A 24012-nucleotide genomic window follows, 5' to 3' on the forward strand; every position below is an offset into this window, starting at 1 on the left:
TCCTACCCGCCGGTACCGCGATGTACCACGACGGCGCACCTCGCACGGTACGCTGAAGTACCAAGAGTGACAAGGGCGACGGGAGTGGCGTGGCGATGACCGCGGTGGCCGAGACCTCGGGAGCCACCGACGGCGCCGACCCGTTCCGGCAGCGGTTGCTCGACGGCCTGGCCACCTCCCTCGCCGAACGCGGCTACCGGGCGACGACGGTGGCCGACATCGTCCGCTCGGCCCGCACGTCGAAACGCACCTTCTACGACCGGTTCGCCGGCAAGGACGAGTGCTTCCTGGAGCTCCTGTTCGCCGACGAAGAGCGGCTGCGTGCGCGGATCCGATCCGCCGTCGACCCCTCCATCGCCTGGCGCGATCAGGTCGAATCGGCCGTGGCCGCCTACGTGGCCCATATCGGCGAGCGACTGGCGGTCACCTTGAGCTGGATCCGCGAGCTGCCGTCCCTGGGCGCGGCCGCCCGCCCGGTGCAGCGCCGCGGCCTGCAACTGTTGACCGAGCTGTTGGTCGAGTTGAGCGGCAACGCGAGCTTTCGCCGTGCCGGTCTGCCGCCGCTGACGCCGCCGTTGGCGGTGATCCTGCTCGGCGGGATCCGGGAGTTGACCGCGCTCACCGTCGAAGACGGCCGCGATGCCAGCGAGATCATCGGTCCGGCCGTGGCCGCCGCGACCGCGTTGCTGGGCTCGCGGTCGCCCCGCTGATCTTGCCGGATCGGCCGCTCGACCGCTTGGTTCGCGCTTACGCTGGGCGGACTGTGACGGACCGGAAGGGGCACGATGCGACTCTCCACCCGAAATCAATTAGCCGGCACCATCGCTGAAGTAGACATCGGCGCGGTGATGGCCACCGTGAAGGTCCGCCTGGCCGGCGGTGACCAAGTCATCACCTCCTCGATCACCAAGGAGGCGGCGGAAAGCCTTGGCCTGGAGGCCGGCCAGGACGCCACCGTGTTCATCAAATCCACCGAGGTGACGATCGGCGTCGCGTAGCCGGGCAGCGCCGGCGGCACGCGAAACCCCTCACCGGCGCGGCTGTACCGCACGGACCAACTCGATGGCCCGGCCCAACGTGTCGAGTTTGGCCTCGAGGGTGTCCCCGGCCGGATACAGGCGCACCGTGTTCACCCCGGCGTCGCTCCAGACCGCAAGCCGGTCGCGCACCATCTCTTCGGTCCCGATCAGCGTGGTGGCCAACACCATCTCGTCGGTGACCAGGTCGGCGGCCCCGGCGCGGTCACCGGCCTGCCAGCGCTGCTTGATCTCGGCGGCCACCGTGGTCCAGCCCTGCCTGCTGTAGGCGCGGTTGTAGAAGTTGGTGTTGACGCTGCCCATCCCGCCGAGACTGAAGGCCAGCTCGCCCTTGCGCGCGTCGACCAAGTGTTTCAGGGTGGCCTCGTCGGCGGCGAAGGCGACCTCCGCGCCCTGGCAGATGTCGAGGTCCGCGCGGGTGCGCCCGGAGCGCTCCAACCCCTCGTCGAGGTGGGCGAAGTAGGCGTGCACCGCCCCTTCGGGCACGAAACTGGTGCCCAGCCAGCCGTCGGCGACCTCCCCGGTGAGTCGCAGCATCGCCGGCGACATGGCCGCCAGGTACAGCGGGATCGGGTGTTGCGGACGCGTCGACAGCCGCATCGCGGCGCCTTCCCCGTCGGGACGGGGCAGGGTGTAGCGGGCGCCGGCGTAGGTGATCTTCTCCCCGGCGAACGCCTGGCCGATAATGTCGATGCTCTCCTTGATTCGGGTGAGCGGACGGGCGAACGCCTCGCCGTGCAGGCCCTCGATCACCCGTGGCCCGGAAGCGCCCAGCCCCAGCATGAACCGTCCACCGGACAGATTGGCCAGAGTGATCGCGGCTTGGGCGATCGCCACCGGAGACCGGGTGCCGATCTGGATCACCCCGGATCCCAACAACAGCCGCTCGGTACGGGCGGCCAGGTATCCCAGCGCCGACGGCGCGTCCGAGCCCCACGCTTCGGCCACGAAACACAGGTCCAGGCCCAGTTTTTCGGCTTCGACGACGAATTCGATCACCTGCCGCGGGTCGTCGCCGAAGCCCGATGCCTCGACCGTGGTGGCGGCGCGCATCAGTCGCCGGCGCCTTCGGCGAGCTCTTTGATGCCCGCGAGCGTGGCGGTCATCGCGGTCTCGAATTCGCGCAGCCGGACGAAGACGATCTTCTGTTCCTTCTCCGGCATGGCCTCGATCGCCATCGACAACCCGGACGGTCCCGGGCCCAGCTGGGCGGTGTAGGACAACGCGGTCGCCTCACCGTCCGGTTCGAGAGTGAACCGCCAGACGGCGGCCGGGTCGCCGGGATCGCCGACCGCCCAGGCGAACTCACGCGGTTCGGCGCAGGCGATGACCTGTGCGGGTGCGCTCCACTGCCCGATCGCCGGGTTGTGGTTGTGCCCGACGAAGGTGGCGCCCAGCGCCGGGCCGGTGCTGTCGCCGGGCCATTCCACCGACTGCAGTTCGGAGCTGAAGGTGGGCATCACCGCGATGTCGGTGACGATTCGCCACACCGCCTCCGGCGGCGCGTCGATCCCAGTGGCCACCGTGACGGTGGGGCTGTCGGCATAACGGGCACCGGTCCACTCCATGGGCTCATTGTGGCCCACGGAGCGCACCGGTGTCGTCGGCTACCTCAGGCCGCGGCCGTCGCCTGCTCGGCGGGCGCGTCGGTGCGGGCGGAACCGATCGGCGGAAGGGCCAGCTTCACGATCTTGCGCACCACGGAGCCGAACTGCTTGTGCAGCGGCCCGGTGTTGTAGGGGATGCCGTAGCGGCCGCAGATCTCCCGGACCTTCGGGGCGATCTCGGCGTAGCGGTGCGCGGGCAGGTCGGGGAACAGGTGGTGTTCGACCTGGAAGGACAGGTTGCCGCTCAGCAGGTGGAACAGTTTGCCGCCGGTCAGGTTCGCCGAGCCGAGAATCTGCCGGAAGTACCACATGCCGCGGGACTCATTGCGGGTCTCCTCGACGCTGAACTCCTGGGTGCCGTCGGGGAAGTGCCCGCAGAAGATGATCGTGTAGGCCCAGACGTTGCGCATCAGGTTGGCGGTGAGGTTGCCGGCGAACACCCACGGCGCGAACGGGCCGGCCAGCAGCGGGAACGCGACGTAGTCCTTGAGGGTTTGCCGCCGGACCTTGCGCCACGTCTCACGCAGCATCTCGCGCTTGTCGGTGAAGCCGATCTCGCCGGCCCGGATGCGCTCGAACTCCAGCTCGTGGACCGCCACGCCGTACTGGAACAGCACCATCAGCAGGAACGCGTACAGCGGGTTGCCCAGATAGTAGGGCTCCCAACGCTGATCGGGGCTCATCCGCAGGATGCCGTAGCCGATGTCGCGGTCCATGCCGACGATGTTGGTGTAGGTGTGGTGCATGTAGTTGTGGCTGTGCCGCCACTGATCGGCCGGGCAGGCGGTGTCCCACTCGAAGTCTCGGCCCGCCAGCGCCGGGTCGCGCATCCAGTCGTACTGGCCGTGCATGACGTTGTGGCCGATCTCCATGTTGTCGATGATCTTGGCCAGCCCGAGCATGGTGGTGCCGGCCAGCCAGGCCGGGGGCAGGATGCCGGCGAACAGCAGCGCCCGGCCGCCGACCTCCAGCGCGCGTTGGGTTTTGACGACCCGGCGGATGTAGTCGGCATCGCGCTTGCCCAGGTCGGCAAGCACGCTCTCGCGGATCGCGTCGAGCTCCTTGCCGAACGCGTCGGCCTGCTCGGGGGTCAGGGTGATCGTCTTGGTGCTCATCGTGGTTCTCCTCGGTGGGATAGAAAGCGGGTCACAGGTCGATCTGGACGTCGCCGACGGGGACGCTCACGCAGATCTGGATGTTCTCGGGGTCGGCGCTGGAGACCGCGCCGGTGGTCAGGTTCATCACCACGCCGCTGGTCTTGCGGCAGGTGCAGGTGTGGCAGATGCCCATCCGGCAGCCGTGCCGGGGGCTCAGCCCCGCGGCCTCCGCCTGCTCCAGCAGGTTGCGTCCGTCGTCGACGACGCCGACCTCGCTGGCGGTGAAGGACACCTGCCCGCCGGACGGCTCGGTGGGCAGCACGAACTCGGGCGGGGTGAAACTCTCGGAGTACACCGTGGTGCAGTGCGCGCGCACCGCGTCGGCCAGCGCCGCCGGGCCGCAGACGTACACCGTCGGCTCGACGCTCCGCTCCCCCACCGCCGCGGCGAGGTGCTCGGGACCGAAGTGTCCGGTGACGTCGCCGACCCCGTCGCGGGTGTAGCCGTAGAGCACCCTGACGCCCGGCATCGCGGCCAGCTCGTCGCGGTAGCAGGCGTCGGCGGCGCTGCGCACGTAGTGCAGCAGGGTCGCGGTGCCGTCGTAGCCCTCGGCGTGCAGGGTGCGCAGCATGGCCATCACCGGGGTGATGCCGCTGCCGCCGGCGACGAACAGCAGGTGCCTCGGTCGCTCGGGGGGCAACACGAACTCGCCGGCCACGCCGTCGAGCCCGACCACCATGCCGACCTCGGCGTGGTCGTAGAGGTGGCTGGAGACCAGGCCGCCGTCGTGGTGGCCGATGGTCAGTTCCAGCTCGCCTGCGCCCTCGACGTTGGCCGGGGAGTAGCAGCGGGTGTGGCGGCGCCCGTCGATCTCGACGGTGAGGTTGACGTGCTGGCCGGCCCGCAGCGGGTGGCGTTCGGTGAACGCGGCGTTGGGGGCCAGCTTCAGCGTGACACTGCGCGGGGTGGTGCGGCGCACCGCGACCACTTTCGCCCGGGCGTCGCCGAGCACCAGGGTGGGGTCGAGAAGCTCGGTGTAGCGGTCCACGCCGTGCGGTCCGGTGAGGACGCTGAGCAGGCGCGTTCCACGCAGCCGCTCCCCGAGCGAGGACGTCAAAGTTTGAGTGAACATGTGTACACTGTGATTTGCATACCGCCAGGTCGTCAAGGGAATCACCCGTGTTTGTGCTAGAGTTCACACAGTGAACAGTCGTGCTCCTGGATCACGTTCTGCGCGGCCACGCGATTCCCGCTCCCGCGAGGAGCGCAAGGAAGCCACCCGGAAGGCGATCGTGGCGGCCGCGTTGAAGCTCCTCGAGGACCGCAGTTTCAGCGCGCTGAGCCTGCGCGAGGTGACCCGCGAGGTCGGGATCGTGCCGGCCGCGTTCTACCGGCATTTCCAGTCGATGGAGGCGCTCGGGCTGGCGTTGATCGACGAATCCTTCCGTGCCTTGCGCGACATGCTCCGCGAGGCCCGGACCGACAAGGTCGACCCCAACCGGGTGATCGAGTCCTCGGTGGACGCGCTGGTCGAGAACGTCACCGCCCAACGGGAGCACTGGCGGTTCATCAGCCGGGAGCGCAACAGCGGGGTGACCGTGCTGCGCTACGCGATCCGCAGCGAGATCCGGTTGATCACCTCGGAGTTGGCCACCGACCTGGCCCGGTTCACCGGCTTGAACGAGTGGAGCACCGAAGACCTCAACGTGCTGGCCACTTTGTTCGTCAACTCGATGATCTTCATCGCGGAGTCGATCGAGGACGTGCAGAATCCGGAGGCGCTCGAAGAGATCCGCCGCACCGCGGTCAAGCAGATCCGGATGGTCACCCACGGCATCGGCGGGTGGCGCAGCACCCGCTGAGCACCGCGGGCTCGCTTAGGCTCGGGACAACCCCGACCCGAGGAGCCCCATGCGATCGGTCGTCATCGACATTCCCGGCACCGTGCGCGTCACCGACCGCCCCGACCCGGTGCTGCCCGGCCCCGACGGCGCGATCGTCGCGGTGCGCGCCGCCGCGATCTGCGGTTCGGACCTGCACTTCTACGAGGGGGACTACCCGCTGCCCGAGCCGGTTCCGCTCGGCCACGAGGTGGTCGGCACCGTCGTCGAGGTCGGCGCCCAGGTCAGGACGGTGGCCGTCGGCGATGCGGTGCTGGTGTCGTCGGTGGCCGGGTGCGGCCACTGCGCCGGCTGCGCCACCGGCGACCCGGTGATCTGTGCCGGCGGCCCGCAGGTGTTCGGATCTGGCGCGCTGGGCGGCGGGCAGTCCGAGCTGCTCGCCGTGCCGGCCGCGGACTTTCAGCTGCTGCCGGTGCCCGAGGGCTTCACCGACGAGGACGCCCTGCTGCTCACCGACAACCTCGCCACCGGCTGGGCGGCCGCTCAACGCGCCGACATCCCGCCCGGCGGCACGGTGGCGGTGTTCGGGCTCGGCGCGGTCGGGTTGTGCGCGGTGCGCAGCGCGATCGCGCAGGGCGCGGGCACGGTGCTCGCCATCGACCCGGTGGCCGGGCGGCGCGACCGCGCGGCGCTCAGCGGTGCCACCCCGGTGCCGGGACCCGCGGTGCCCGCGGTGCTCGAGGCCACCGACGGGCGCGGGGCGGCCGCCGTGATCGACGCGGTGGGCAACGACGCCACCCTCACCGAGGCGCTGACCTGCGTCCGGCCGGGCGGCACGGTGTCGGTGGTCGGGGTGCACGACCTGCAGCCGTTCCCGTTCCCGGCGCTGATGGCGTTGGTGCGCAGCACCACCTTGAGGCACTCCGGGCTGCGGGCGGCGAACATCGTGTAGGCCTCCGCGGCATCCTCGAGCGCCATCGCGTGGGTGAAGATGCCGCCGGTGTCGAGCCGACCGGCCCGGATCAGCGGCACCAGCTCCGACCAGGTGCGCTGGATCGGCGCGGTGGTCATCCGCAAGGTGGTGCTGCGCACCAACGCCATCAGCGCCGGGAACGGGAACGGCTGCAGGTCGTGCACCCCGACCACCGACACCGTGCCGCCCGGCCGGACGCAGGTCAGCGCCTCGGTGAGGGTGGCGTCGTTGCCCACCGCGTCGATCACGGCGGCCGCCCCGCGCCCGTCGGTGGCCTCGAGCACCGCGGGCACCGCGGGTCCCGGCACCGGGGTGGCACCGCTGAGCGCCGCGCGGTCGCGCCGCCCGGCCATTCCGGCCACCCATTCCGGCCGCCCATTCCGCGAGAGCGAAACCATGCAGCGAAAGTGCGAGTGGGCACCTGCACTGCTTCTGTCTCGCGGGCGCGACGGGGGTGGCGGTGGCTCTGTCTCGCGGACGCGACGGGGGTGGCGGTGGCTTCGTTCTCGCGGGCGCGACGGGGTGGCGGTGGCTTCGTCCTCGCGGGCGCGACGGGGTGGCGGTGGCGCTCAGAGGCCGAGCGGGTAGCCGCCGCTGACCCGCAGCGTCTCCCCGGTGATGAACGACGCCTCCTCGGAGCAGAGGAACAGCAACGCCGCGACCACGTCGCCCGCGGTGCCCAACCGGTGCACCAGCTGACGCTCGGCCACGATGTGCTGCACCAGCGAGCTCGGCAGGTCGTCCAGGGTGTTGGCGGTGTCGGTCAGCCCCGGCGCGATCGCGTTGACCCGGATGCGATCGGCGGCCAGTTCGGTGGCGAAGGCCACGGTCAGCCCCCGCACCGCCAGCTTCGATACCCCGTAGGGGGTGACGTTGAGGTAGCCGGCCACCGATGCCAGGTTGACGACGACCCCGCCGCCCCGGGCGCGCATCGGCTCGCGACAGGCCAGGGTGCAGTTGACGACACCGATCACGTTCACGTCGAACAGCGCGCGGACATCGGCGCGGGACAGCACGCCGAACGGCTGGTTGTAGCGCAGCAGGTGCAGCCCGGCGTTGTTGACCAGGATGTCCACTCCGCCGAACCGCTCGACCGTCCCGACGATCGCGGCGTCGACCTGCTGTTCGTCGGCGACATCGCAGGGCACCGCCCAGACCCGGCCGCCGTCGTCGTTCAACTCCTCCGCGGTGCGCCGCGCGGCCGCGGCGTCGATGTCGGCGATGGCGACCGCGGCGCCCGCGTCGGTGAGCGCCCGGGCGAACTCCCGGCCGAGTCCGGCGGCTCCGCCGGTGACGAACGCGGTCTTGCCGTGGAAGCGCACCCCGTGATTATCCCGTCACGCGCGCCAGCAGCGATCGTGCCCGGTCGCTGCCGTCGAGGACCTGCGCGGTCCGCGACCGGATCCGCCAACCGGTCACACCGCGCACCAGATGGAAGTGGTTGACGGTGGCCCGCAGCAGCAGGTAGCCGTCGCCCTCGGCGCGGCGCAGGCAAAGCAGCGACTGGCAGACCGCCTCCGCGGTGTCGCCGGTCACGCGGATCACCGCCGGACCCAGGAAATGCGCGCTGCCGCGCGCGATCAACCGCTGGTGGTCATCGGAGTCGACCATGGCGCGCACAGCATCGCGGCCGCTCATCTGCCGGTCTTCGACCGTGTAGCTGCCGTCGACGGTCCACAGGCCGGCGGTCGCCTCGGCCTCCCCGGCGTCGACCAGCGGACCGTAGGAGGCGATGAGGCGGGCAATGGCACGCTCGTCCTCCACCGCCCGCAGCCGCTGCTCGAGTTCGTCGAGCCGCTGCCGCAGTGCGTCATCGGTCACGTTTGCTCCTCGCTGAGCCGATCGGCCAACTCACGCAGCTCGGCCAGCTGGTCGCAGTAGTGCTCGGCGGAGCGGGCGGCCACCACACAGGACACCATGGTCGCGCCGGCGTCGCGCAGCCGCCGCAGCCGATTGGTGGTGTCGGCCGGATCACCGCCGGGGTCGACGGCGCGGCCGGTGGACAAGACGATCTCGAAGCCCGGCGGTGGCGGCAGCGCGGCCAGCAGCTCGCTGATCGCGGCGTAGCGCAGGCCGAACGGCATCCAGCCGTCGCCGAACTCGACTGCGCGACGCAGTGATCGGCGGGTGTGCCCGCCCACCCAGATCGGCACCCGCTGCTGGACCGCGCAGGGTTCGACGATCATCGCGTCATAGTGAAAGTGGCTGCCGCGGTAGGACACCCGCTCCTGCCCGAACGAGGCGCGCAGGGCGGCCAGCGCATCGTCGGCGCGGGCGCCGCGGTCCTCGAACGGCGCGCCGAGCAGGTCGAACTCCGCGCGCAGCGACCCGACCCCGACGCCGAGCACGAGCCGCCCGCCGCTGAGCCGATCCAGTGTCCCGTAGCGTTTCGCGATCTCCAGCGGGTGGTGGTAGCCGAGCACCAGCACCGAGGTGGTCAACCGGATACCGGAGGTGCGTGCCGCGAGAAAGCTCAACGTGGCCAACGGGTCCCAGTACGTGGTGCCACGCTCGGTGTCGCCGGCGGGTACCGCGACGTGCTCGGCGCAGGTCAGGTGGTCGAAGCCGAGCCGGTCGGCGGCGGCCGCGATCGTCGCGATCTCCTCCGGCCCGGCGGTGCGCTCCCAGTCCGAGGCCACGCCGGGGACCTGCAGCACCACCGGGGTGACCAGCCCGAGCCGCATTCAGTCCTCGATCCCGAGCAGCCGCTGCATGGCGCGGTGGGTGCCCAGCACGACCTTCGCCCGATCCGGGTTGTTGCGGCGGGCCACATCCTCGGCGTTGCCGCCGGCGATGAAGACCGGTCCGTGCGGTAGCTGGTCGAGACCCTGCGCCGCGACCTCGCGGGGTTCGGCGACCCGGATGCCGGGCGCGTCGAAGTTGAGCCCGACCCGCTGCATCGCCGGGGTGCGGGTCACCCCTAACACCAGGTGCAGCACGTCGACATCGTGGTCGCGCAGTTCCAGCCAGAGGCTTTCGGCGAAGATCCGGCCGAACGCCTTGACCCCGCCGTAGACGCTGTGCCGCGTCGAGCCCAGGTAGCCGGCCATCGAGCCGACCAGCAGGATGCCGCCGCGCCGGCGGCGGCGCATCGGCCGGCCGAAGCGCTGCACCAGGTCCAGCTGGGTGTCGATGTTGAGGTCGAGGACCTTGCGGAAGTCGGCGAGGTCGCCGTCGAGGAATTCCGCGCTGCAGGTGTTGGCCCCCGCGTTGTAGATCAGCAGGCCCACCTCGACATCGCCGGCCAGCTCGGCGATCCGCTCCCCCGCGGCCGGATCGGTCAAATCCAGCGCGAGGGTGCGCACCTGGGTGCCGTGCGCGCGGCAGCGTTCGGCGGTGTTCTCCAGCGGTTCCGGCGAACGCGCCACCAGCAGCAGGTTGAGCCCGGCGCCGGCCAGCAGGTCGGCGAATTCGGCGCCCACGCCCTCGGATCCGCCGGCGATCAGCGCCCACGGTCCGTAGCGGTCGTTGAGGCTCATCGCGGTCTCCGCCACATGCGCCACAGGGTCGGCCCGCCGGAGGGGATGGTGATCTCACCGGTCACTTGGAAACCGAACCGCTCGTAGTAGGGGACGTTCTCGGCCTTGCTGGACTCCAGGTACGCCGGGCTGTGCTCGGCGTCGCAGCGGTCGAGTCGCGATCGCATCAGGTCGCGGCCCAGGCCGCGGCCGCGCATCGTCGGGTCGCTGCCGATGGTGGCCAGGTACCAGTGCGGCTCCTCGGGATGGTCGCGTTGCATCAACTCGGTGAGGTCGCGTCCGGCGGCCAGCCGGGTGCCGAACGCCACGATCATCGCCGGCATCGCCAGCAACTCGGCGCGGCGGGACGGCCGCCACCGCCCCGGCGGATCCCACAGCGCCACCCCGCCGACGGTGCCGTCCACCGTGGCCACCTCCGCGCCCCCACCGCGCAGGTGGTGGTAGCGGGTCAGCGCGGCGAACATCCGGGGTAGCCGGACCTCGCGGGCCCGCGCGTCGGGCAGCAGCCATATCGAGACCGGGTCGTCGTGGAAGGCGCGGCCCAGCACCCGCGCGAGCGGGGTGATGTCGGCTCTCTGCGCACTGCGCACCACGGTCGGCACGCCAGCCACGCTACCGGCCCCAGGATCGCTCGACGGCCTTGACCAGCCCGGTCAGCGTGGTGTTGACCGGTGTGGGCACTCCGGCGCGTTCCCCGTAGCGGCAGACCGCGCCGTTGATGACGTCGATCTCGCTGATCCGGCGCGCCTCGTGGTCCAGCAGTGCGGACGGTTTGGCGTCGGGCACGGCCGCGCCGAAGGCGCGCGCGTGCGCCACCGGGTCGTCGACCTGGATCGCGATGCCGCTGGCCCGGGCGACCTGCCAGGCCTCGGTCGCCGCCGCCCGGCTGACCGGACCCAGGTCCGGGTCGTCGCGCACCTGCCCGACGAGCAGGCCGGTCAGGGCGCACGGCGCGCTGTAGGCGGCGTTGCAGATCAGTTTCTCCCACTGCATGGCGGCGATATCGGCTACCGCGGCGGCGTCGAACCCGGCCGCGGACCAGGTCTGCGCGATCGCCTCGACGGCCTCCGCCGGCAGCCCGCGGTAGGCCCCGAGCCGGACCGCCCGCATCGCGTTGTGGCGCACATGGCCGGGAGCGACCCGGGCGGCGCCGAAGCCGCTGGCGATGCCCACCGCGACCCGGTCCGCGCCGACGATCTCGGCGAAGGCCTCGGCGGACCCCAGGCCGTTCTGGATGGTCAGCACCGGGGTGTCGGGGCCGAGCAGCGGCAGCGCCTGTCGTGCCGCGACGGCGACGTCGGCGGCCTTCACCGACAGCACCACCAGATCCATCTGCTCGGCCGGGGCGGCGGTGGCGGCCCGCAGCGGCACCGTCTGGTCGGAGTCGGGTCCGCTGACCCGCAGCCCGGCGGCGTTGATCCGGTCGACGCCGTCCCGGCCGCGATCGATCACCAGCACGTCGTTACCGGCCGCGCCGAGCTTGGCCGCGTAGATGGAACCCATGGCGCCGCAGCCGATTACGCCGATCTTCATGACGCCACCTTCCCGATCAGCTCAGCCAGGCCGGGTTTCCGCTCCAAACCGAATCCCGGCGCATCCGCCGGGGTGATCCGCCCGCCGGAGAGGACACAGTCCGGCGAGTAACCGCCGAACGGCTGGAAGACGCCGGGGTAGGCCTCGCAGCCGCCGAGGCCGAGTCCGGCGACGATGTGCAGGTTGATCAGGTGCCCGCCGTGCGGGAAGACCTGCGCCCGGTCGAAGCCGTGCTCTTCCAACAGGTTCAGCATGCGGGCGTACTCGGTCAGCCCGTAGCTGAGCCCGGCGTCCATCTGGAATACGTCGCGGTTCGCGCGCATCCCGGCGTAGCGCAGCAGGTTGGTCACGTCGGGTGCGGAGAACAGGTTCTCCCCGGTGGCGACCGGGCCGTCGTAGTGCTCGATCAGGCGGCGGTTGAGCTCGAAATCCAGGGGATCGCCGGGCTCTTCGAACCAGCGCAGCCGGTAGGGGGCGAGCACCTTCGCCCAGGCGAGGGCGGCGTCGGTGGCGAAGCGGCCGTTGGCGTCGACGGCCACCCGGGCGCCCTCACCGACGACGTCGATCACCGCTTCCAGCCGGGCCAGGTCCTCCCGTCGTGCGGCGCCACCGATCTTCATCTTCACCGCGCCGTACCCGCTGTCGAGGTAGCCGCGCATCTCGTCGCGCAGCGCGGGGAGCCCGCCGTCGGGGTAGTAGTAGCCGCCGGCGGCGTAGACCGGGACGCCGTCGGCCGGTTGCCTGCCGGCGCGGCGGGCGATCGTGACGTAGGCGGGTTCGTCGGCGAGTTTCGCGTTCAGGTCCCAGCAGGCCAGTTCCAGGGCCGCTGCGGCGGCCGCGCGGTCGCCGTGCCCGCCGGGTTTCTCGTCGCGGATCGCGCAGGCCAGCACGCGCGCCGGGTCCAGCCCGCCGGAATCGTCCTGCAGGCTCTCCGGCGGCGCGGACAGCAGGCGCGGGATCATCCGATCGCGCAGGATGCCGCTCTGGGCGAACCGGCCGATCGAGTTGAACGCCACCCCGACCACCGGCGCCCCGCCCCGGATCACGTCGGAGACCACTGCGACCAGCGAGACGGTGTGCGTGGAGAAGTCGACCAGGGCGTTGGCGATGTCGCCGCGCAGCGGTACGGACTGTTCGACGACGGCGGTGATGCGCATCAGAACGGTGGTTTACGAGAACTGATCGAGCGCGCTTCGTCGGCGCTGAAAACGCGCTGCCCCTCGGCCATGCGGTCGATGATAACGGTGTCGCCTAGCGGCCCCGCTGCTGCAGCGCCTCGATCGAGGCCCCCGCGCGATCAAAGAACACGTCCACCTGGTCCTCGTTGTAGCCGCGCCGCAGGATCGGCGGCAACCCGAACCGGGCGTGCCGAACATCGTCGGCCGACAACGCGTTTCGGGACTCGAGGCAATCGGCGATCTGCTCCAGCAGCTCGTCGACCTGCTCCTTGTTGTAGCCGCGCTTGCCGATCGGCGGCTTCCCGAAGGTCGCCTCCCGCACGTCGAGCGAGCTGAGCAACCCCTCGGATTCGAACACGAACCGATCGTATGCCCCGCCCGGGTTAGCTCCCGGACGCATTTTCCGGATCGTCGTCGCCGGCGGCGGAGTCGTCGTCGTGGTGGAGCAGTTTCTCCGGATGGTGGTAGGTGTTGGTGCGCGGCTGACCGGTGTCTTGGCCCGGTGGCGGGATCCACTCGGTTTCCCCGCGGGCGTTGGTGCGGGTGCTCCAGCCGCCGGGGCGGATCAGCCGGTGATCGACCCCGCAGGCCAGCGCCAAGTCATCGATGTCGGTGCGTCCGGTGCTGGCGTAGCCGGTGACGTGGTGCACCTCGGTGAAGTAGCCGCAGACGTCGCAGCCGGGCCTGGTGCAGCCCCGGTCGCGGGCATACAACACGATCCGCTGGCCCGGGGAGGCCAGCCGCTTGGTGTGAAACAGCGCGAGCTCTTTAGCGCCCTGATAGATCCGCAGGTAGTGATGGGCGTGCGAGGCGATCCGGAGCACGTCGCGCATCGGCAGCCAGGTCCCGCCGCCGGTGTGCGCCTTACCGGTGCCGGCCTCCAGTTCGGCCAGGGTGGTCGAGATGATGATCGAGGCGGGCAGGCCGTTGTGTTGGCCCAGGTCGCCGGAGGCCAGCAGCGCCCGCAGCGCGGCGTGCAGCCCGTCGTGGTGGCGCTGCCCCGGTGTGCGGGTGTCGCCGTCGATGGCCTGCTGTGCCGGTGTGCCCGAGACGCAGGGGTGCTCATCGGCCGGGTTGGCCATCCCGGGTGCGGCGAGCTTGGCCAGCACCGCATCCAGGGTCGCCCGGAACTCCGGGGTCAGGAAACCGCGGATCTCGCTCATGCCGTCCCGGCCCTGACGCCCGATGGTCAGGGTGCGCCGCCGACACCGGTCCTCGTCGTTGAAGTTCCCGTCGGGGTTGAGACAGTCGGCCATCCGGTCGGCCAGCTTCGCCAGTTGATCGGGCCGGAAGCTGGCGGCGTAGCCGACCAGGTCGGCTTCGGCCTTGGCGCGGGTCGGCGCATCGACGAACATCGGCAACTGCCCCAGAAACGACCGGATCACCCGGATATGGGCCTCACTGATCCGGCCGTCCCGCTGGGCGGTGGCCATCGCCGGGTGCAGCGGCTCGGCCGGCTGGCCGGTCAGGGTGCGACGCGGGCCGAGTTCGTCGGCCAGGTCGATGCGCCGACGCGCCTCCGCGCGGGTGATATGCAGCCGCTCAGCCAACACGTACCGCAGGGTGCCGCCGAGCTCGACCACATCGTCGCGAACCGACATCGCGCGCACCACCCGATGCTCCGCGGCCGGCAGGCGCCGGCGCATGGTCTCCAACCGTTCCAGCACCCACAGCTGCTCGCAGGTCAGCAACGCGTCGCAGTCCAGCTCCAACAACCGCTCGAAGGCGGCATCGAACGCCTCCAGGGCGGTGGCGACGCCCTCCGACGAGTTGACCGAACGCATGTTCGAATGCTATCGCCGGGGTCTGACACGCCGCCCGCGAGCACCGCCGCCCGGGGGACAAACCCCCGACTGTGGACAACCCCCAAGCGGTCAGACCTGGTAACGCACGATGCTCTCGGCCACACAGGCCGGTTTGGCGCCGTTCTCGATCTCGACCGTGGTCGACAGCGTCACCTGATGAGCGCCCCCACCGAGGTCGGTCACGTCGGCGATGGCGACCGCGGCCCGGATCCGCGCCCCGACCGGGACGGGCGCCGGGAACCGGACCTTGTTGAGGCCGTAGTTGACCGCCAGCTTGACCCCGTCAACCCGGAACAGGGCGTGGTGGAATCGGGGCAGCAGGGCCAGCGTCAGGTAACCGTGGGCGATCGTGGTGCCGAACGGGCCGTCGGCCGCGCGCTCCGGGTCGACGTGGATCCACTGGTGATCGCCGGTGGCGTCGGCGAACAGGTTGACCTCGTGCTGGGTGATCGGCACCCAGTCGGTGGTACCGAGCGATTCGCCCCGTAATCCGGTGAGGTCGGCGACGTCCAGAACGCGCATTGTCATGTCCTTTCGTTGGTCGAGGTGTCTCGCGGTGTCACCAAACCCTCCTGCACGACGGTGGCCATCTGCACACCGTCGCGATCCAGCAGCCCGGCGGTGACGATCCCGCGGCCGCGCGCCGCGGCGGGCGACGTCGACTCCAGCAGGGTCCACCGGTCAGCGCGAATGGGCCGGTGGAACCAGACCGAGGTGCCGGTGGTGCTGGTGCGGTGGGTGCGATCACGCAGGCCGATGCCGTGCACCTGCAGCGCGGGATCGAGCATGTAGACGTCGGTGACGTACACCGCGACGCACGCGTGCACCCCGGGGTCGGCCGGGAGCGGCTCGGTCGCCCGCCACCAGAACTGCCGGGTGAACTGCTCGCCGGTTCCGGCATCATCGATCCGGATGTCGATCTCCTCCAGCGGCATCGACGGCGCCGGCGCGATCGGCCCGGTCCGCGCCAGCGCCTCGGGGTCCGCCGGCGGCTCGCCGGCGCGGCCGTGTTCGGGCCCGGGCAACGCCGTGGCGAACGACACCGCGGTGGTGGACAGCAGCCGGTCACCCTGGGTCGCCAGCACCCGACGCGCCGCTGTGGTGCGGCCATCGTGGACCGGCTCGACCCGGTAGTCGATCGGCGCGTCGGCGGCGCCGGCCCGCAGGAACTGCACATGCATCGAGGTCGGCGACAGCTGCGCGGTGACGGTGCGCAGCGCGGCGGCCAGCGCCTGGCCGGCGAGGTGGCCGCCGTAGGTGCGTTTGCCGTCCGGTCCGCTCGGCGGGCCGACCCAGACCTGCGCGCCGCCGGGCTGCACGTCCAGCAGTCGCAGCAGCCGGCTCATCCGGCGCCCCCGGCCACCGTGCCTGCCGCGATCAGCCGGTCGATCTCCTCGGCGGGCAGCGCCAGCAGGTCGGCGAGCACACCGCGGGTGTCGTCGCCGAGCGCGGGCGCCGGCCGAGCCGCGGGGTGCTCGCCGTCGAACGACAACGGCAGCCCGGCCGCCCGGTATTCGCCGAGGCCCGGCTGGGTCAGCGGGCGGAACATCGGGTTCTCGGTGACCCGCGCGCTTTCGGCCACCTCGCCGAAGCTGCGGTAGCGCTCCCAGAGGATGGCGGTCTCCGACAGCGCGGCGCTGATCTGTTCGGCCGTGTGGCCGCCGAACCAGACGTTGAACAGCCCGGTGAGCGCATCGCGGTAGCGGAACCGGTCCCCCTCGTCGAAGAAGTCGACGCCGAGCGCCTTCTCCAGTGCGGCAACGGCTTCCAATGTTCCGGTCAGCACCGCGAGATCACGGAAGTGGCGTGCGGTCAGCGCGACGATCATGAACGTCGCACCGTCGGAGCTGCGGAAGGTTTGGCCGTATTGGCCGTAGACGGAGTTGCCCAGCCGTTCGCGTTCGGTTCCGTTGACCATCGGTTCGGTGAGAAAGCCGAGCGCACCGCCGGTGGCCAGTGCGACGTTCTCCAGGGCCAGGGTCAGCTGGCTGCCGCGGCCGGTGGCGTCGCGGCGGCGCAGCGCGGCGACCACACCGAGCGCCGCGTACAGCCCGCAGGCGACGTCCCACGCCGGCAGGGCGTGGTTGATCGGGGCTTGGTGGTCGGGCGGGCCGGTCACCATCGGGAAGCCCGCCGCCGCGTTGACCGTGTAGTCGACGCCGGTGCTGCCGTCGGCTCGCCCGCTGACCTCGAGGTGAACCAGATCCGGCCGCTCGTCAACGAGGGTTTCAAAGCTATGCCATTGCCGCCCAACGACGTTGGTGATCAACACGCCCGCGCCGAGGATGAGTCGGCGGACCAGGTCCTGGCCGTCGGCGGCGCGCAGGTCGACCGCGACCGACCGGACCCCCTTGTTCAGGCCGGTCCAGTAGATGCTGGTCCCCCCGGCCGTGAGCGGCCAGCGCCGGTAGTCGGCGCCGCCGCCGACCGGGTCGACCCGGATCACCTCGGCGCCCAGCTGGGCCAGTGTCATGCCGGCCAGCGGCACCGCGACGAAGCTGGCGATCTCGACCACCCGCACCCCGCTCAGCGGCGCCTCGGCGACGGCGTTGTCTGTCATGCCGGAATCATGACAGATAACGAGCCGGTCACGCGAGGGTCCACGCGTGAGTCTCAATCGTTAGCTAACCGCGATGTGTCCCAACGGCGTTGACGCTCGGGCGCGACTGGCGGGTCGTGCTTGACTGCCGACGCACAGCCAATCGACCGCGGTGACGCGGCAGATGAAAGTTGGGATGGATAGGGATCATGAAATTCGTTGAAAGGTTACGAGGCGCCGCCGCCAGATGGCCGCGCCGACTGACGATCGCCGCCGTGAGCGCGGCATTGCTGCCCGGCATGATCAGTGCCGTGGGCGGCTCGGCGACCGCGTCGGCGTTCTCCCGGCCCGGCCTGCCGGTCGAGTACCTGATGGTGCCGTCGGCATCGATGGGTCACGACATCAAGATTCAGTTCCAGGGCGGTGGCCCGCACGCGGTCTACCTGCTCGACGGGCTGCGCGCCCAGGACGACTACAACGGCTGGGACATCAACACCCCGGCGTTCGAGGAGTTCTACCAGTCCGGGCTGTCGGTGATCATGCCGGTCGGCGGACAGTCGAGCTTCTACAGCGACTGGTACCAGCCGGCGTGCGGCAACGACGGCTGCAGTACCTACAAGTGGGAGACGTTCCTGACCCAGGAGCTGCCCACCTGGCTGGAGTCGAACAAGGGTGTGTCCTCGAAGGGCAACGCGGCGGTCGGCCTGTCGATGGCCGGTGGCTCCGCGTTGACCCTGGCCGCCTACCACCCGGAGCAGTTCCCCTACGCGGCGTCGCTGTCGGGCTTCCTGAACCCCTCCGAGGGCTGGTGGCCGACCCTGATCGGGCTGGCGATGAACGACGCCGGCGGCTACAACGCCAACGACATGTGGGGACCGTCCAGCGACCCGGCGTGGAAGCGCAACGACCCGATGGTGCAGATTCCGCGGCTGGTGGCCAACAACACCCGCGTCTGGGTGTACTGCGGCAACGGCACGCCGAACGAGCTGGGCGGCGGTGACCTGCCGGCGAAGTTCCTGGAGAGCTTCACGCTGCGGACCAACCAGACGTTCCAGCAGAACTACCTGGCCGCCGGCGGGACCAACGGCGTGTTCAACTTCCCGGCCGACGGGACGCACGCCTGGCCGTACTGGTTCCAGCAGCTGCAGGCGATGAAGCCGGACATGCAGCGGGTGTTGGGCGTCACCCCGACCACCTAAAGCCCATCCCACGCATCGGGGGCAGCGCAATCCAGCGCTGTCCCCGATGTTTTTGTGCTCTAGTCGCGGATCCGCAACACGACCTTGCCTGCGGCGGTGCGGTTCTCCAACGCTGCGACCGCCGCGGCCGCCTCCTCGAACGGGTAGACCACCGGCTCGGGCGCCGGGAGCCGGCCGGAAGCCAGCAGCGGCTCCAACTGGGCCCACTGTTCGGTCAGCGAGCCCGGGTGGGTGGCCGCCCACGCGCCCCAGCCGACCCCGACGACGTCGATGTTGTTCAGCAGCAACCGGTTCACCTTCACCGTGGGGATCTCCCCGCCGGTGAACCCGATGACCAGCAGCCGCCCGGCCGGGGCGAGGCTGCGCAGCGAGTCGGTGAACCGGTCCCCGCCGACCGGGTCGACGACGATGTCCACGCCGCGCCCGCCGGTGAGTTCCTTGACCGCGTCCTTGAAGCCGTCGGCGTAGACGACGTCGGTGGCTCCGGCTGCGGTGGCGGCGGCGGCCTTCTCCGCGCTGCTCACCACCGCGATGACCCGTTCGGCGCCGAGCACCGGCGCCAGCCGCAGCGCCGAGGTGCCGATCCCGCCGGCCGCACCGTGCACCAGCACGGTCTCCCCGGCGCGCAGCCGCCCGCGTTCGGTCAGCGCGAAATGCACGGTGAGGTCGTTGAACAGCAGCCCGGCGCCGGCTTCGAAACCGACCCGGTCCGGCAGCGCGAACACCTGGTCGGCCGGGACCGCGGCCACTTCGGCCATGCCACCGGAGAGCATCATCAAGCCCGCGACCCGGTCACCGGGGCGCACGCCGGCGCCGTCGGGTGCGCGGCGCACCACGCCGGCGACCTCCGCGCCGAGCACGAACGGCGGGTCGGGCCGGTACTGGTAGAGCCCGCGGGTCAGCAGCGCGTCGGGAAACGCCACCCCGGCGGCGTGCACGTCGACGATGACGGTGTCCTCACCGCCGGGCTCGTCGACCTCGCTGATCTCGATGCCGTCGGGACCGTCCAGCCGGGATACCACTGCCGCGCGCATGCCCCAACCCTAAGACAACCCGGTTCGGCGCGGTGCCGGTCAGCCCAGCAGGTCGGTGATGAAACGCAGCGGGATGGGCAGCCAGCTCGGCCGGTGCCGGGACTCGTAGCCGGCTTCGTAGACGGCCTTGTCGAGCTGATAGGCGGTCAGCAGCGCCGCGAAATCCTGGGGGTCGCTGCCGGATTCGGCGGCGTAGCCGTCGCAGAACGCGGCCTGATTGCGCTCGATCCATTCCCGGGCCCGGATCGCGAGCTGCTTGTCCGCTTTCTCCGCACCCTGCTCCAGCAGCGGCTCGTGGGCGGCGTACTCGAAGGACCGCAGGATCCCGGCGACGTCGCGCAGCGGCGAATCGGGGGCGCGGCGGATCTCGGTGGGCTGGCCCGGCTCGCCTTCGAAGTCGATGACCAGCCAGTGCTCCGGGGTGCGCAGCACCTGCCCGAGGTGCAGATCGCCGTGCACCCGTTGCACCGTGATGGTTTCGCCGGCCAGTTGCCGGAAGTGGGCGGTGACCGCGCCGATGTGCGGCTGCAGCGCGGGCACGGTCGCGGCGGTTTCGGTGAGCCGGCCGATCAGCGCGTCGACCGGGAACGGGGCGGGTGCGGTGCCCAGCGCCTCGGCGAGGGTGGTGTGCACCGCGGCGACCGCCTCCCCCAGCCGGTAGGACTCGCCGGCGAAGTCCCCGCCCACCTCGTGGGCGTACAGGTCGCCCTCGGCGAACAGGTCGCGCACGCTGGCGGTGGCCATCGCCCAGCCCTCCGCGGAGTTCGCCGCGTACTGCGACACCATGCCCAGCGGGGTGGGTTTGGCTTCGGTGCCCAGCCGGTAGGACCCGAGCAGCCGGGCCACATGGGGGCTGGCGGCGCGGGCCAGCACCGCGTTCAGCTCGATGTCGGGGTTGATCCCGGGCCGCACCCGGCGGAACACCTTGAGGATGGCGTCCTGCTCGAAGATGACGCTGGTGTTGGACTGTTCGGCGTCGTGCACCCAGGAGGTGGTCTGCGGGGGTAGGGCGGCGCCGGGTTCGGCGGTGAAGATCACCGCCGACCGCTCGTCGGAGGCCTCGATGAGGGCGAGCAGGTACCGGGTGACCGCCGGGTCATAGAGGCCGTCGTAGCCGACCCGGTCGCCGTCGGCGCCGATCCGGGCGGCGTTGCGGTACTCCGGCGGCGGGGCGTTGTCCCAGCTGACCAGGACCTGGTACCGGTCGCTGGAGCCGTCGGCGTAGCCGGCGTCGACGAGCACCAGGTCCAGGTCGTCGCGCAGGGCGGCCACCACGGCCGGTTCGGCGGAGACCAGGGTGCGGCTGCGCCCGGCGTACCAGCGTTGCTGCGGAAGCCATTCGGTGAATGGGAGGTTGACGGTGACCATCAGGCGTCCCCTTCGGACTCGGTGAGCCGAAACCAGTAGAAGCCGTGGCCGGGCAGGGTGAGCAGGTAGGGCAGCTGCCCGATCCGGGGAAAGTTGACGTGCCCGGTCAACTCCACCGGCGTGTAACCGGCCCAGTGCTGCAGGTTCAGCTCGATCGGTTGCGGGAAGCGGGAGAGGTTGTTCACGCACAGCACGGTGCCGCCGGCGTCGTCGGTCTCGCGGACGTAGGCCAGGATCGACGGGTTGGAGCCGCCGAGTTCACGGAAGTCGCCGACGGCGAACGCGTCGTAGCGGCGGCGCACGGCGAGCATGGTGCGGGTCCAGTTCAGCAGCGAGGTGGAGGTGTCGCGCTGCGCCTCGACGTTGACCGACTGGAAGCCGTAGATCGGGTCCTGGCAGGGCGGCAGGTACAGCCGGCCGGGGTTGGCGGTGGAGAACCCGGCGTTGCGGTCCGGCGTCCACTGCATCGGGGTGCGCACGCCGTCGCGGTCGCCGAGCCAGATGATGTCGCCCATGCCGATCTCGTCGCCGTAGTACAGGATCGGTGACCCCGGCAGCGACAGCAGCATCGCGGTGAACAGTTCGATCTGGCTGCGGTCGTTGTCCAGCAGCGGGGCGAGCCGGCGCCGGATGCCGACGTTGGCCTTCATCCGCGGGTCCTTGGCGTACTCGGCGTACATGTAGTCGCGTTCCTCGTCGCTGACCATCTCGAGGGTGAGCTCGTCGTGGTTGCGCAGGAAAATGCCCCACTGGGCCAGCTCGGGGATGGGCGGGGTCTGGGCGAGGATCTCCGAGATCGGGAACCGCGATTCGCGGCGCACCGCCATGAAGATGCGCGGCATCAGCGGGAAGTGGAACGCCATGTGGCATTCGTCGCCGCCGGTCGCCGGGTCGCCGAAGTACTCCACGACGTCGGCGGGCCACTGGTTGGCTTCGGCGAGCAGGACCCGGCCGGGGAACTCCTCGTCGACCACGCGCCGGCAGCGTTTGAGGAAGGCGTGGGTTTCCGGCAGGTTCTCGCAGTTGGTGCCGTCCCGCTCGAACAGGTAGGGCACCGCGTCCAGCCGGAATCCGTCGATGCCTAGCGCGAGCCAGAACCGCAGGACGTCGAGCATCGCCTCCTGCACGTCCGGGTTGTCGTAGTTGAGGTCGGGCTGGTGGGAGAAGAACCGGTGCCAGTAGAACTGGCGGCGCAGCGGGTCGAAGGTCCAGTTGGAGTCCTCGGTGTCGACGAAGATGATCCGGGCGTCGGCGTAGCGGTCGCTGGTGTCGCTCCAGACGTAGAAGTCGCCGTAGGGGCCGTCGGGGTCGCGGCGGGATTCCTGGAACCACTGGTGCGATTCGGAGGTGTGGTTCATCACCAGGTCGGTGATGATCCGGATGCCGCGCCGGTGCGCCTCGTCGAGCAGGGTGACGAAGTCGTCGACGGTGCCGAATTCGGGCAGCACCTTGTAGAAGTCGCGGATGTCGTAGCCGCCGTCGCGCAGCGGGGAGTCGTAGAACGGGGGCAGCCACAGGCAGTCGACGCCGAGCCATTCGAGGTAGTCCAGCCGTTCGGTCAGGCCGCGCAGGTCGCCGACGCCGTTGGCGTCGGAGTCGTAGAACGCCCGGACCAGGACCTCGTAGAAGACGGCCCGTTTGAACCAGGTCGGGTCGGCGGGCAGCGCGGTCGCGGTGTCGAAGTCCTCGGCGGTGGGGTGCTCGACCACACCGCCTTCCAGGCGACTGCCGTCGGTCGGGTCGACGGTGGCTCCGCTGCTCACGCCCGCATCACTAGCCCACCGGCCCCACCGCGAGGGTGATGTTCGCGTTGCGGTCGGCGCCGGTCGCGGTGCGCCAGCGCAGTTCGACGGTGTCGCCGGGGTGGTGCAGGTCGATCGCCCGGGTCAGCGCGGTGGCCGAGTCGATGGGCTCGCCGCCGAGCCCGAGCAGGACGTCACCGCGTTGCAGGCCGGCTTGCTGGGCGGGGGTGTTGTCGAGCACCTGCACGATGCGCGCCCCGGCCCCGTTGTAGTCGACGACCCCGATCCCCAGGAACGGGGTGGCGCCGATGTGCACGGTGTCCGAGGCGTTGCCGGACCGGATCTGGTTGGCGATGGCCAGCGCCTGGTTGATCGGGATGGCGAAGCCCTCACCGCCGGGTTGGGCCATCCGGTAGTTCTCCGAGGCCGCGGTGTTGACGCCGATGACCCGGCCGGTCGCGTCGACCATCGGTCCGCCGGAGTCGCCGGGGCGCAGCGGGGTGCTGGCCCGCAGCATCCCGGTGAGGGTCTCCGAGGCGCCGGTCAGGTCGTCGGAGGCCGACACCGTCTCGTTGAGCGAGACGATCGAGCCACGCACCGCACTCGGAGTGCCGCCCTGGCCGCCGGCGTTGCCCATCGCGATCACCGGGTCGCCGACGCTGACGGTGTTGGAGTCGCCGAGGTCGGCCACCGGCAGCCCGCTGGCGCCGCGCAGCCGCAGCAGCGCCACGTCGTGGGTGCGGTCGTAGCCGAGCACGTCGACGTCATAGGACTGCTGGGTGCCCACCGAGGTGGCGTTGATCTGGGTGGCGCCGGCGACGACGTGGTTGTTGGTCAGCACCAGGCCGCTGGGGTCGATGACGATGCCGGTGCCGGCGCTGACCGCCCGGGCGTAGCCCATCTGGGTGTCGATGTTGACCACCGCGGGCCCGACCTGGGCGACCGCGGTGGTCGGGTCGAGCGGCGGCGCGGGCAGCGGCGGGTCGGCGTGCACCGGCCCGGCGGTGATCACGAGTCCCAAGGTGGCCAGCGCACCGAGTAACCAGGCGAACCGGCGCGGCCGGCGGTGGTACCCGCTCATCTCCCGTTACCTCCCATTCGGGGCGCGTTTCGCGCACTCCCTGCCACGATAGTGCCGAAATCGGCCTATGTTGTAGCGCGTGCCCGGTTTCGAGCCGCGGGCCCGCTTCGCCGCAGCGCCGGTCGCCCGGCTGGCGACCGTGCGCCCCGACCGGCGCCCGCATCTGGTGGCGGTGGTTTTCGCCGTCGACGGCGACACCGTCTACACCGCCGTGGACGCCAAACCGAAGACATCCGGGCGGCTGCAACGGCTGACCAACATCGCCGCGGAACCCGCGGTGAGCCTGCTGGTCGACCGGTACTGCGACGACTGGTCGCAGCTGTGGTGGGTGCGGGCCGACGGGGCCGCGGTCGTCCACCACGAGGGTGCGGTGCTGCGGCGCGGGCACCGGCTGCTGCGGGCGAAGTACCCCCAGTACGCGTCGGTGGGGCTGGCCGGCCCGGTGATCGCGGTGGCCGTGCACCGCTGGTCGAGTTGGCACGCCTGAGCGCGTCGGGCC

The 24012-nt window shown here is 71.0% G+C and carries 25 protein-coding genes and 2 pseudogenes; 6 read left to right on the plus strand and 21 right to left on the minus strand.

The window, feature by feature from the left end:
* Nucleotides 1-95 precede the first annotated feature (95 nt).
* Together A5643_RS17145 and A5643_RS17150 are read left to right on the plus strand one after the other, a co-directional pair.
* Nucleotides 96-710, plus strand: coding sequence for a TetR/AcrR family transcriptional regulator (locus A5643_RS17145; protein ID WP_066858441.1), 615 nt, complete (start codon nucleotides 96-98; stop codon nucleotides 708-710).
* A gap of 75 nt (nucleotides 711-785) precedes the next feature.
* The gene (locus tag A5643_RS17150) at nucleotides 786-998 is read left to right on the plus strand and encodes a TOBE domain-containing protein (RefSeq protein ID WP_066858443.1); all 213 of its coding nucleotides are present in this window, start codon (nucleotides 786-788) and stop codon (nucleotides 996-998) included.
* 30 nt (nucleotides 999-1028) lie between these two features.
* On the opposite strand, the gene A5643_RS17155 is transcribed toward A5643_RS17150, so the two are convergent.
* Genes A5643_RS17155 through A5643_RS17170 form a run of 4 tightly spaced genes read right to left on the minus strand, consistent with a single transcriptional unit; the run spans nucleotide 1029 to nucleotide 4873 of the window.
* Nucleotides 1029-2090 (minus strand): LLM class flavin-dependent oxidoreductase, encoded by a 1062-nt coding sequence (locus A5643_RS17155; protein ID WP_066858447.1) that lies wholly within the window; start codon nucleotides 2088-2090, stop codon nucleotides 1029-1031.
* On the minus strand, nucleotides 2090-2605 hold the full coding sequence (locus A5643_RS17160; RefSeq protein WP_066858450.1) for an SRPBCC family protein: 516 nt from the start codon (nucleotides 2603-2605) through the stop codon (nucleotides 2090-2092). The genes A5643_RS17155 and A5643_RS17160 overlap by 1 nt, the downstream gene beginning before the upstream one ends.
* A 44-nt stretch (nucleotides 2606-2649) precedes the next feature.
* Nucleotides 2650-3759, minus strand: a complete 1110-nt coding sequence (locus tag A5643_RS17165) for a fatty acid desaturase family protein (protein ID WP_066858453.1) — start codon at nucleotides 3757-3759, stop codon at nucleotides 2650-2652.
* A 31-nt stretch (nucleotides 3760-3790) separates the two neighbouring features.
* Nucleotides 3791-4873 carry a ferredoxin reductase gene (locus A5643_RS17170; protein ID WP_066858456.1) on the minus strand — a complete coding sequence of 361 codons (1083 nt, stop codon included), beginning with the start codon at nucleotides 4871-4873 and terminating at the stop codon, nucleotides 3791-3793.
* Nucleotides 4874-4943: 70 nt separating this feature from the next.
* Here A5643_RS17170 and A5643_RS17175 point away from each other — a divergent pair, with 70 nt between their 5' ends.
* A complete protein-coding gene (locus tag A5643_RS17175; protein WP_066858460.1) occupies nucleotides 4944-5603 on the plus strand; it encodes a TetR family transcriptional regulator in 660 nt (219 codons plus the stop codon).
* A 49-nt stretch (nucleotides 5604-5652) separates the two neighbouring features.
* Nucleotides 5653-6501, plus strand: a pseudogene (locus A5643_RS18800) (alcohol dehydrogenase catalytic domain-containing protein); the annotation flags it as partial.
* An 83-nt stretch (nucleotides 6502-6584) separates the two neighbouring features.
* On the opposite strand, the pseudogene A5643_RS18805 reads toward A5643_RS18800, so the two are convergent.
* The 13 genes and pseudogenes from A5643_RS18805 to A5643_RS17240 form a co-directional block, all read right to left on the minus strand.
* A pseudogene (locus tag A5643_RS18805) lies at nucleotides 6585-6953 on the minus strand (zinc-binding dehydrogenase); the annotation flags it as partial.
* Between the two features lie 171 nt (nucleotides 6954-7124).
* Nucleotides 7125-7877, minus strand: a complete 753-nt coding sequence (locus A5643_RS17185; RefSeq protein ID WP_066858463.1) for an SDR family NAD(P)-dependent oxidoreductase — start codon at nucleotides 7875-7877, stop codon at nucleotides 7125-7127.
* Nucleotides 7878-7884: 7 nt separating this feature from the next.
* Nucleotides 7885-8376 carry a nuclear transport factor 2 family protein gene (locus A5643_RS17190; RefSeq protein ID WP_231995659.1) on the minus strand — a complete coding sequence of 164 codons (492 nt, stop codon included), beginning with the start codon at nucleotides 8374-8376 and terminating at the stop codon, nucleotides 7885-7887.
* Entirely contained in the window at nucleotides 8373-9239 is an 867-nt protein-coding gene (locus tag A5643_RS17195; RefSeq protein WP_066858466.1) for a TIGR03619 family F420-dependent LLM class oxidoreductase, read from the minus strand. The genes A5643_RS17190 and A5643_RS17195 overlap by 4 nt, the downstream gene beginning before the upstream one ends.
* Nucleotides 9240-10034 (minus strand): SDR family NAD(P)-dependent oxidoreductase, encoded by a 795-nt coding sequence (locus A5643_RS17200; protein WP_066858621.1) that lies wholly within the window; start codon nucleotides 10032-10034, stop codon nucleotides 9240-9242.
* Entirely contained in the window at nucleotides 10031-10636 is a 606-nt protein-coding gene (locus tag A5643_RS17205; protein WP_066858618.1) for a GNAT family N-acetyltransferase, read from the minus strand. Before A5643_RS17205 ends, A5643_RS17200 begins: the two co-directional genes overlap by 4 nt.
* A 10-nt stretch (nucleotides 10637-10646) precedes the next feature.
* On the minus strand, nucleotides 10647-11567 hold the full coding sequence (locus A5643_RS17210; RefSeq protein ID WP_066858470.1) for a ketopantoate reductase family protein: 921 nt from the start codon (nucleotides 11565-11567) through the stop codon (nucleotides 10647-10649).
* Nucleotides 11564-12724: an enolase C-terminal domain-like protein gene (locus A5643_RS17215; RefSeq protein ID WP_066858473.1), complete on the minus strand. Its 1161-nt coding sequence runs from the start codon at nucleotides 12722-12724 to the stop codon at nucleotides 11564-11566. Before A5643_RS17215 ends, A5643_RS17210 begins: the two co-directional genes overlap by 4 nt.
* Before the next feature lie 94 nt (nucleotides 12725-12818).
* Nucleotides 12819-13103, minus strand: coding sequence for a DivIVA domain-containing protein (locus A5643_RS17220; protein ID WP_231995663.1), 285 nt, complete (start codon nucleotides 13101-13103; stop codon nucleotides 12819-12821).
* A gap of 25 nt (nucleotides 13104-13128) precedes the next feature.
* Nucleotides 13129-14529, minus strand: a complete 1401-nt coding sequence (locus tag A5643_RS17225; protein ID WP_066858479.1) for an HNH endonuclease signature motif containing protein — start codon at nucleotides 14527-14529, stop codon at nucleotides 13129-13131.
* A 90-nt stretch (nucleotides 14530-14619) separates the two neighbouring features.
* Nucleotides 14620-15072: a MaoC family dehydratase gene (locus A5643_RS17230; RefSeq protein WP_066858482.1), complete on the minus strand. Its 453-nt coding sequence runs from the start codon at nucleotides 15070-15072 to the stop codon at nucleotides 14620-14622.
* A 2-nt stretch (nucleotides 15073-15074) separates the two neighbouring features.
* Entirely contained in the window at nucleotides 15075-15896 is an 822-nt protein-coding gene (locus tag A5643_RS17235; RefSeq protein ID WP_066858485.1) for an acyl-CoA thioesterase, read from the minus strand.
* Nucleotides 15893-17110 carry a CoA transferase gene (locus A5643_RS17240; protein WP_066858488.1) on the minus strand — a complete coding sequence of 406 codons (1218 nt, stop codon included), beginning with the start codon at nucleotides 17108-17110 and terminating at the stop codon, nucleotides 15893-15895. Before A5643_RS17240 ends, A5643_RS17235 begins: the two co-directional genes overlap by 4 nt.
* A gap of 188 nt (nucleotides 17111-17298) precedes the next feature.
* Between A5643_RS17240 and A5643_RS17245 the strand changes: the two genes are divergently transcribed.
* Entirely contained in the window at nucleotides 17299-18288 is a 990-nt protein-coding gene (locus tag A5643_RS17245) for an esterase family protein (protein WP_066858491.1), read from the plus strand.
* A 59-nt stretch (nucleotides 18289-18347) separates the two neighbouring features.
* Here A5643_RS17245 and A5643_RS17250 read toward each other — a convergent pair whose 3' ends face one another.
* Genes A5643_RS17250 through A5643_RS17265 form a run of 4 tightly spaced genes read right to left on the minus strand, consistent with a single transcriptional unit; the run spans nucleotide 18348 to nucleotide 23513 of the window.
* On the minus strand, nucleotides 18348-19322 hold the full coding sequence (locus tag A5643_RS17250; protein WP_066858494.1) for an NADPH:quinone oxidoreductase family protein: 975 nt from the start codon (nucleotides 19320-19322) through the stop codon (nucleotides 18348-18350).
* A gap of 39 nt (nucleotides 19323-19361) precedes the next feature.
* The gene (locus A5643_RS17255; protein ID WP_066858497.1) at nucleotides 19362-20690 is read right to left on the minus strand and encodes a maltokinase N-terminal cap-like domain-containing protein; all 1329 of its coding nucleotides are present in this window, start codon (nucleotides 20688-20690) and stop codon (nucleotides 19362-19364) included.
* Nucleotides 20690-22453 (minus strand): maltose alpha-D-glucosyltransferase, encoded by a 1764-nt coding sequence (treS, locus tag A5643_RS17260; RefSeq protein ID WP_066858500.1) that lies wholly within the window; start codon nucleotides 22451-22453, stop codon nucleotides 20690-20692. Before treS ends, A5643_RS17255 begins: the two co-directional genes overlap by 1 nt.
* Before the next feature lie 10 nt (nucleotides 22454-22463).
* Nucleotides 22464-23513 carry a S1C family serine protease gene (locus A5643_RS17265; protein ID WP_066858503.1) on the minus strand — a complete coding sequence of 350 codons (1050 nt, stop codon included), beginning with the start codon at nucleotides 23511-23513 and terminating at the stop codon, nucleotides 22464-22466.
* A 79-nt stretch (nucleotides 23514-23592) separates the two neighbouring features.
* Between A5643_RS17265 and A5643_RS17270 the strand changes: the two genes are divergently transcribed.
* Entirely contained in the window at nucleotides 23593-24000 is a 408-nt protein-coding gene (locus A5643_RS17270; RefSeq protein WP_066858506.1) for a TIGR03668 family PPOX class F420-dependent oxidoreductase, read from the plus strand.
* The last annotated feature ends 12 nt before the right edge of the window (nucleotides 24001-24012 follow it).

It is taken from the genome of Mycobacterium sp. 1274756.6 (assembly GCF_001668625.1).
Classification (GTDB): Bacteria; Actinomycetota; Actinomycetes; order Mycobacteriales; family Mycobacteriaceae; genus Mycobacterium.

Bases quoted from the DNA above. Each gene is read 5' to 3' on its own strand.
- A5643_RS17225 (WP_066858479.1), bottom strand. From the start codon at position 14,529: ATGCGTTCGGTCAACTCGTCGGAGGGCGTCGCCACCGCCCTGGAGGCG.
- A5643_RS17235 (WP_066858485.1), bottom strand. From the start codon at position 15,896: ATGAGCCGGCTGCTGCGACTGCTGGACGTGCAGCCCGGCGGCGCGCAG.
- A5643_RS17255 (WP_066858497.1), bottom strand. From the start codon at position 20,690: ATGGTCACCGTCAACCTCCCATTCACCGAATGGCTTCCGCAGCAACGC.
- A5643_RS17155 (WP_066858447.1), bottom strand. From the start codon at position 2,090: ATGCGCGCCGCCACCACGGTCGAGGCATCGGGCTTCGGCGACGACCCG.
- A5643_RS17210 (WP_066858470.1), bottom strand. From the start codon at position 11,567: ATGAAGATCGGCGTAATCGGCTGCGGCGCCATGGGTTCCATCTACGCG.
- A5643_RS17165 (WP_066858453.1), bottom strand. From the start codon at position 3,759: ATGAGCACCAAGACGATCACCCTGACCCCCGAGCAGGCCGACGCGTTC.
- A5643_RS17250 (WP_066858494.1), bottom strand. From the start codon at position 19,322: ATGCGCGCGGCAGTGGTATCCCGGCTGGACGGTCCCGACGGCATCGAG.
- A5643_RS17245 (WP_066858491.1), top strand. From the start codon at position 17,299: ATGAAATTCGTTGAAAGGTTACGAGGCGCCGCCGCCAGATGGCCGCGC.
- A5643_RS17215 (WP_066858473.1), bottom strand. From the start codon at position 12,724: ATGCGCATCACCGCCGTCGTCGAACAGTCCGTACCGCTGCGCGGCGAC.
- A5643_RS17265 (WP_066858503.1), bottom strand. From the start codon at position 23,513: ATGAGCGGGTACCACCGCCGGCCGCGCCGGTTCGCCTGGTTACTCGGT.
- A5643_RS17195 (WP_066858466.1), bottom strand. From the start codon at position 9,239: ATGCGGCTCGGGCTGGTCACCCCGGTGGTGCTGCAGGTCCCCGGCGTG.
- A5643_RS17200 (WP_066858621.1), bottom strand. From the start codon at position 10,034: ATGAGCCTCAACGACCGCTACGGACCGTGGGCGCTGATCGCCGGCGGA.
- A5643_RS17240 (WP_066858488.1), bottom strand. From the start codon at position 17,110: ATGACAGACAACGCCGTCGCCGAGGCGCCGCTGAGCGGGGTGCGGGTG.
- A5643_RS17170 (WP_066858456.1), bottom strand. From the start codon at position 4,873: ATGTTCACTCAAACTTTGACGTCCTCGCTCGGGGAGCGGCTGCGTGGA.
- A5643_RS17145 (WP_066858441.1), top strand. From the start codon at position 96: ATGACCGCGGTGGCCGAGACCTCGGGAGCCACCGACGGCGCCGACCCG.
- A5643_RS17230 (WP_066858482.1), bottom strand. From the start codon at position 15,072: ATGCGCGTTCTGGACGTCGCCGACCTCACCGGATTACGGGGCGAATCG.
- A5643_RS17150 (WP_066858443.1), top strand. From the start codon at position 786: ATGCGACTCTCCACCCGAAATCAATTAGCCGGCACCATCGCTGAAGTA.
- A5643_RS17160 (WP_066858450.1), bottom strand. From the start codon at position 2,605: ATGGAGTGGACCGGTGCCCGTTATGCCGACAGCCCCACCGTCACGGTG.